The 7,349-nt window shown below is 68.5% G+C and carries 4 protein-coding genes; 2 read left to right on the top strand and 2 right to left on the bottom strand.

What is annotated here, in order from left to right; genetic code table 11:
• Nucleotides 1-91: 91 nt before the first annotated feature.
• The gene (locus tag CA951_RS16470) at nt 92-1,702 is read right to left on the bottom strand and encodes an NAD(P)/FAD-dependent oxidoreductase (RefSeq protein WP_218780497.1); all 1,611 of its coding nucleotides are present in this window, start codon (nt 1,700-1,702) and stop codon (nt 92-94) included.
• Between the two features lie 82 nt (nt 1,703-1,784).
• Nucleotides 1,785-2,039: a hypothetical protein gene (locus CA951_RS16465; RefSeq protein ID WP_087557836.1), complete on the bottom strand. Its 255-nt coding sequence runs from the start codon at nt 2,037-2,039 to the stop codon at nt 1,785-1,787.
• Nucleotides 2,040-2,386: 347 nt separating this feature from the next.
• Between CA951_RS16465 and CA951_RS16460 the strand changes: the two genes are divergently transcribed.
• Together CA951_RS16460 and CA951_RS16455 are read left to right on the top strand one after the other, a co-directional pair.
• The gene (locus CA951_RS16460; RefSeq protein WP_143543063.1) at nt 2,387-4,714 is read left to right on the top strand and encodes a LuxR C-terminal-related transcriptional regulator; all 2,328 of its coding nucleotides are present in this window, start codon (nt 2,387-2,389) and stop codon (nt 4,712-4,714) included.
• A 124-nt stretch (nt 4,715-4,838) separates the two neighbouring features.
• Nucleotides 4,839-7,343, top strand: coding sequence for a CaiB/BaiF CoA-transferase family protein (locus tag CA951_RS16455; RefSeq protein WP_087557834.1), 2,505 nt, complete (start codon nt 4,839-4,841; stop codon nt 7,341-7,343).
• Nucleotides 7,344-7,349: the final 6 nt, after the last annotated feature.

Raw genomic sequence — 7,349 nt, 5'->3', positions numbered from 1 at the left:
GCACTGCGCCCGGCGCCTAATGTTGTTTAAGCAACATAGTGGACATCATTAGAAGACGTCAACGGCGTCGGGCGCGGTGCTTGCAGGGGGGTCAGGACGAGAACGTCAGGCCCCGGAAGTCGTCGTCGGTGGCGGCGCGGACCCGCTCGCGATACTGCGGCAGGCCACCGGCATAGAGCAGGTAGGCGCGCTTGCGACCGGGGACGTTGGAGCCGAAGGCCCAGGATTCGGCCTTCTCCTGCAGGGTCCCGACGATGCCGCCGTTGACGTGGTCGATCCACTCGTCCTCGGCCGCCTCGGTGGTGGCGATCGTGGTGTACCCGTGGTCGCGGGCGTACTCGACGGCCGAGGCGACCCAGTCGGCCTGGAAATCCGTGATGCGCGGAATGGTCCCCGTCACGCTCTGGGCGCCGCCGATCATGAAGAGGTTGGGGAAGCCTGCCGTCTGCATGCCGAACCAGGTGCGCGGACCCGCTTCCCAGTGCTCCTTCAAGCTGAGTCCGTTCTCGCCACGGATGTCGATCTTGTTGTACGAGCCGACGACTGCGTCGAAGCCGGTGGCGAAGACGATCACGTCGACGTCGTAGTGGCCTGCGCTCGTCTCGATGCCGGTCTCGGTGAACCGGACCATGGACTCCTCCAGGGTGGAGACCAGTGTGACGTGCGGCTCGTTGAAGACCTCGTAGTAGCCGTTCTCCAGCGGCGGCCGCTTCTGTCCGAAGCCGTGGTCGGTCGGGATGAGCCGGTCGGCGACCGCGGGGTCGTCGACCCGGGCGCGGATCCGCTCGGCGATGTAGGCGGTGCAGTTGTCGTTGGCGCGCTTGTCGAGGGAAACGTCGCGGAAGTTGCCCAATGCCATCACCAGGCCGGGGGAGTCGTAGAGCTTCTCGAAGTGCCTGCGTCGCTCCTCGGGGTCCAGGTCGAGCGAGGACTCCGTCATCGGACTGTGCGGCGAGCCGGAGGGGGAGAGCTGGGTGGCCTCGAAGATCTCGTCGATCCGGTTGCGGATGTCGTCCATCCGCTCGGATGTGATGTCGAAGTTGTTGATCGGTGTGCACCAGTTGGGGCGACGCTGGAAGACGACCAGGCTGTCGGCGTCCTTGGCGACGATCGGAATGATCTGGACGCCACTGGATCCGGTGCCGATCACGGCGACCTTCTTGCCGGTGAAGTCGACGCCGTCGGCCGGCCACAAGCCGGTGTGTGCCCACTCGCCGCGGAAGTCCTCGAGACCGGGAACCTTCGGGAAGGCCGGCGCCGAGAGGATGCCCAGCGCGGTGACGAGGTAGCGCGGCCGCCAGACCCGGCCGCTCTCGGTGGTCACGGTCCAGCGCCCGCTCGAGGCGTCCCAGACGGCCGAGGAGACCCGTTGCTCGAGGTTGATCCGCTCACGCAGCCCGAACCTGTCGACCGCGTAGTTGAGATAGCGCTCGATCTCGGGCTGGGCTGCGTACTCCTCGCTCCAGTCCCACTCGTCGATGAGCTCTTTGGAGAAGAAGTAGCCGTAGGTATAGCTCTCGGCGTCGAAGCGGGCGCCGGGGTAGCGGTTCCAGTACCAGACTCCGCCCACTCCGGAGCCGGCCTCGAGCGTCTGGACATCGAGTCCGAGTTCGCGGAGCGCGTAGAGCTGGTAGATGCCGGAAATTCCGGCACCGATGACGAGGGCGTCCAGTGTTGTCGCCCCGGACTGTGGCTCCGTCACGAAGCTCCTCCTGTGCACTTGGTGAGGCACACTGTGGGTGCACTCATGTTATCGATTTATAGAACATAATAGCAGCATCACTTTAGAAGGTGTGGCTGCAGCGCTCCATCAGCAGCACGCACAGGGGATTGGCGCCGAGCGGCGAAGCCGTCAGCGCAGACAGCACGGCGCGGCCGTCGTGGCCGAGCGTGCGGGCCAGCAACGTCGCGGCCTCGGCCAGCAGCGCCTCGAAGGCCGCCCAGGCGGTGTCGTCACCGGTCAGGGAATCGCTCGGCAGGGGGATCAGGGCGGCGACGCGGGTGACGAGCTCGGCCGCGCGGACCATGGGCTCGTCCACCGCCGGTGCCGACGGTCGGGCCTGATTTCGTGCAGCGTGGACGCCCCCTCGCCGGCCGGGGCGGCGGTCCGGGATCGGGCCTCGGCTATCGCTTCGTCCCGGCCGATTCGGACCGCGGCGTGCTACGGCGTTGTGAGCGCGACACTCCATCTGGATGACCTCCACGTCGTTGTGTGCTGTGTCACCCCAGCCTCCGCTGAACGAGTTGGGCCACGCATCAGTAGAACGGCGTACGCGGCTACGTATGTTAGGTTCCTCACATCGGCGACACGAGAGTTTTCGCGGGTCTGCCGAGCGGCTTGATGCGGTCACCAGGGACCACGACCGAACGGGATGGTGCGCGAGGGATGGTGCGCAGGGACGCGCGACTTCGGGAGACGCTGCCGGTCGAGGTCACCAGCCTGGTCGGTCGACAGACCGAGACTGGTGAGGTCAAGAGGCTGCTCGCACACTCCCGGCTGGTGACACTGACCGGTCCCGGCGGTGTGGGGAAGACTCGCCTGGGGTATCACGTCGCCCGCCAGGTCCGCAGCGCCTTCGCCGACGGTGTCTGGACGATCCCGCTGGCCGACCTCTCCCAGCCCGATCTGATCGCTGCCACCGTGGCGGCGCGCATAGGTATCAGCCTGTCCGCCGGCAACGACCTGGGGGACCTCGTCGCGGCGATCGACGAGCAGCAGATGCTGCTCGTGCTGGACAACTGCGAGCATCTTGTCGACGCCGCCGCGGACGTAACCTTCGCCCTGTTGCACGGCTGTCCCTCGCTCCGGGTGCTGGCGACCAGCCGCGAGGCGCTGCGCGTCGAGGGTGAGGCGCTCTTCCGGGTCCCGCCGCTGGCGCTGCCCGGGCCGGAGGCGGGTTTGTCACCCGGGAAGGCTCAGAGCTATGCCAGTGTCGCGCTCTTCCTGGAGCGGGCGGGGGCGCTGAATCCCGACATCGCCGCCGGTCGGTACGACGAGCAATCGGTCGTGGAGCTGTGCCGGCAGCTCGACGGGCTCCCCCTCGCCATCGAGCTGGCTGCCGCGGGGAGCCGATGGCTGTCCGTGGAGTCGATGCTGACCCACGGCGGCGACCCGCTGGCGCCGGCCACCCGGGTCTCGCGTTCGACTCCGGCGCGGCACCGCTCGCTGCGGGCGAGCCTCGACTACAGCTACGACCTGTGCACATCCCAGGCACGCGTGCTCTGGGCTCGGCTGTCGGTGTTCCGTGGCGGCGCGACGCTCGAGGCGGTGCAGGCGGTCTGCGCCGGAGCCGACCTGTCCGCCGACGCGGTGTGGACCGCGCTGTGCGAGCTGGCAGACAAATCCCTGGTGGTTCCCGACGGATCGCGCTACACAATGCTCGAGACCATCCGGCTCTACGGGGCCGCCCGCCTCGACGAGGCGGGCGAGCGCGAGGTGGTGCAGGAAGCGCACCTGCACCACGTCCTGGCCATGGCCCGGGTGGTGGAAGAAGGTTGGTTCGGTCCGCACCAGCTGAGACTGCTCAGCCTGGTATTCGCGGACCAGGCCAACGTGCGCGCCGCGTTGGAAGGCGCCCTCGCCCACCCGGGAAGGGCGGGCACCGGGCTGCGGTTGGCGAGCACGCTGTGGACGTTCTGGATCAGCTCGGGACTGCCTGGGGAGGGGCAGCGATGGCTGAGCCGGCTGCTCGCGGCCGGTGAGTCGACCGATACCGAGCGCGCGCCTGCGTTGTGGATCCACGGCTTCCTGTGCGCAGTCAACGGCGACAACCCCGCGGCACGGGAGCAGCTCAACGAGTGTGAGCGGACCGCCGCGAAGGTCGGCGACGCTGCGAGCGCGGCCCACGCGCGGAGCTCACTGGGCGTCGCCGAGCTGTTCGACGGCCGGATCGAGCCGGCGATCGATCACCTCGAGGCGGGGGTCGAGATGGAGCGAGCCGTCCAGGGCGGGCCGCCGTACCTGACCCTTGCGCTGCTCAACCTGGGACTGGCCTACTGCTACCAGGGCCGGCTCGACGAGGCGCACGAGGTGTTGACCGAGGCGAGCCAGCTGTGCGCCGCCTACGGCGAGGGGCTACTGCTGTCCTGGGCGCTCGCCTTCCTCGGCCTGGAGGAACTGCTGCGCGGGCACGCCGAGTCGGCCGCCGGCCTGGCGCGGGAGAGCCTGGTGCGCAAGCGGGCCCTCAACAACCGGCAGGGGATGGTCTGGGCGATCGAACTCCTGGCCTGGGCAGCGGTCGAAGTCGGCGACGCTCAGCGGGCCGCGGTGCTGTTCGGTGTCGGAGAGGCACGCGCCGGGGACTTCGGCCCTCCGTTCCACGGCTTCGGCGGGATGCGGGAGTGGCACGATCGCTACGCGGCCCGAGGCGCGGCGGGGCTCGGCGTGAGCGACTATCGGTCCGCGCTCGGGCACGGTCGGCGACTCACCCTCGACGAGGCGGCCTCGGTCGCCCTGGGAGAGGTGCTGGCGAAGCCGGACGACATCGACAACCCCCTCCAGGACCTGCCCCTGACGCGCCGCGAGCAGGAGATCGCTCGGCTGGTGGCGACCGGAAAGACGAACCGGGAGATCGCCGACGAACTGGTGATCTCACCCCGCACCGTCGACACGCACGTGCAGCGCATCCTGACCAAGCTCGATTTCACGTCGCGGAGCCAGGTGGCGGCACTGATCGCCACGACGCGGTCGCCCGCACCACCCGCCCCGGCCTGATCCTGCTTCCGTCCGGGGCGGGACGGTCGCGAATCCGGCCGCCTACGCAAGTGACAGCCTCTAATGATGATATGAGCCACTTCTAGTTGTGTCTTAATGAGGCACGTATTATGGTCAAAGCATTATGAAAGCTTCAGCGACCGTTCCGACGTCATCGCCGTCAGCCCCATTGTCCGGGCTGCGGGTCCTCGACCTGTGCCGGGTCGTCTCGGGTCCGTTCGGCTCCCTGCTCCTGGCGGATCTCGGTGCGGAGGTGATCCGGGTCGAGTCGGTCCCCGCGCCGGGCTCTGCCGCAAAGATCGATCACACCCGACTCAGCGAGGACGAGGCCTTCAACTGGGGACTGAGTCGCAACAAGCACTCGGTCGGCATCAACCTCAAGTCCGACGAGGGACGCCGGCTCTTCCAGGAGATGGTGGCGCAGGCCGATGTCGTCGTGGACAACTTCCGTCCCGGGGTCACCCGACGGCTCGGGGTCGACCGCGAGTCGTTGCTCGAGTTCAATCCGGCGATCATCACGTGCTCGCTCACCGGCTTCGGTGGCGACGGGCCGTGGTCCACGATGCCGGCCTATGACCCGATCGTGCAGGCGATGTGCGGCACGATGAACTACACCCGACTCGACGAGGGCACGCCCCCCGTGCGCTGGGGAATCCCGATCGGCGACCTCTTCGCCGGCATCTTCAGTGCGATCGGCCTGGTCGCAGCGGTGATCCACCGCGACCGGACCGGCGCAGGCCAGCACGTCGACGTCTCCATGCTCGACGTCATGCTCGCGCTCAACACCTACCGCGTGCCGCAGGCGCTGACCTTCGGCCAGGAGCCTCTGCCCGCGCCCTTCGAGGGCGGCCAGGGAACGGTTCCCTTCGGCAACTTCGAGTGCAGCGAGGGCTGGGTCGCCACGTGCATCAGCCAGCGGATGTGGCCCGCCGCCGCCAGGGTGATGGACCGGCCGGATCTGCTCACCGACGAGCGGTTCAACACCGGACAGGCACGGCACGCGCATCGTGAGGAACTGGTCGCGCTGCTGCAGGAGGTGTTCAAGCAGCGCCCCGCCGACTGGTGGCAGGAGAACCTGATGGCGGCCGGCGTGGTCTGCGGAAAGGTGACGCGAGTCGCCGACGTCTTCCGTCACCCGCAGGTCCAGGCACGTGGCATGTCCGTCGACATCACCGACGAGTTCGGCCGAACCGCAACCGTGGTCGGCGACTCACTGAAGTTCAGCGACGTCTCGACGTGGCGGGCGCCACGCCAGGTCGGCGCGGATACCGCGATGGTGCTGCGCACCCTCCTCGGGCTCGACGGGCCCGAACTGGACCGGCTCGCCGGCGCAGGCGTGATTCACTGCGGCGACGATCGCGGAAGTCTGCCGCTTCGCGAGCGGGTGGTCCCGTCCGGCGCACCCGAGCCTTCCCGGCAGATCGGCCGGCCGCTGGAAGGCACCACGGTCCTGGAGATGAACGGCGACGAGCCCAGCAAGGCGTTCGCCGCCCAACTACTGGCCGACCTCGGTGCCGACGTGATCCGCGTCGAGCGTCCGTTCGGCCAGGTGATGGAGCCCTACCCGGACGAGAGCCGCGAGGCGTCCTTCCGGGCGGGGCTGAACCGTGGCAAGCGGAGCGTCGTCGCCGACCTCAAGACGCCCGAGGGGTTCGACTTCCTCCTCGGTCTGGCCGGCCACGCCGATGTGATGATCGACAACTACCGTCCCGGTGTACTCGAGCGTCTCGGCCTGGACTACGACACGCTCAGCGCGAAGAACGACAAGCTGATCGCCACCTCGATCACCGGCTTCGGGCACAGCGGTCCGTGGAGCGCCTATCCGGCGTTCGACAACGCCATCCAGGCTCTCGGCGGCGGCATGAGTATCACCGTCGACCACACCCGCCCCGAGGTACCGATCCGCTGGGGGAACCCGATCGGCGGACTGACCGGCGCGATGTTCGCGGCCCTCGGAACGCTCGGCGCACTGCGACTACGTAGTCTGCGCGGCCACGGCCAGCGGCTCGATATCAGCCTCTTCGACTCACAGGTCGCGCTCCTGTCCTACCGCGCTCCCCAGGCGGTCACGGTCGGCAAGGAGTTCGTGCCCGAGCCGCGCCGCGGCGGCAGCGGTTCGCTGCCGTTCGGCGTGTTCCGCACCGCCGACGACAAATGGTTCACGATCTGCATCACACAGCAATTCTGGGCGAAGTTCTGTGAGGCCGCCGGTCACCCCGAGTGGATCGAGGACCCGCGGTTCGTCACCGAGCCACTGCGCCGGGAGAACGAGGACGACCTCTATGCGCTCGTGGAGCCCAGCTTCCTGGGACGCACGGCGCAGGAGTGGGAGGCGCTCTACTACTCACTGAAGCTTCCCGGCGCCGTCGTCCTGAGCGTCGGGGAGGCGTTCTCGCACCCGCAGGCGGTCGCGCGCGGGATGCGGCTCCGGCTGTCGGACGTCGACCTCGTCGACGGTATCGAGGTCGCGAATGCGCCGTTGAAACTCAGCGCCGATCCTGACCTCGCCCCTGCAGGCGCTCCTATCCCCGGTGCCGACACCGCGCTGGTGGCAGCGGAATTCGGCCTGCAGACGACCGACGTCGAGGTCGAAGTGCCGTCGGCGCGCTGGCGAGACGCCCGCGTCTGAGCACGC

Source organism: Rhodococcus sp. NCIMB 12038, from assembly GCF_002165735.1.
In the GTDB taxonomy this organism is placed as follows: Bacteria; Actinomycetota; Actinomycetes; order Mycobacteriales; family Mycobacteriaceae; genus Rhodococcus_F.
The sequence above is the reverse complement of the archived record's forward strand: the minus strand, read 5'-3'. Positions and strand labels throughout refer to the sequence as shown.

Coding starts and splice junctions, on each gene's coding strand:
- CA951_RS16460 (WP_143543063.1), top strand. CDS start 2,387: ATGGTGCGCAGGGACGCGCGACTTCGGGAGACGCTGCCGGTCGAGGTC.
- CA951_RS16455 (WP_087557834.1), top strand. CDS start 4,839: ATGAAAGCTTCAGCGACCGTTCCGACGTCATCGCCGTCAGCCCCATTG.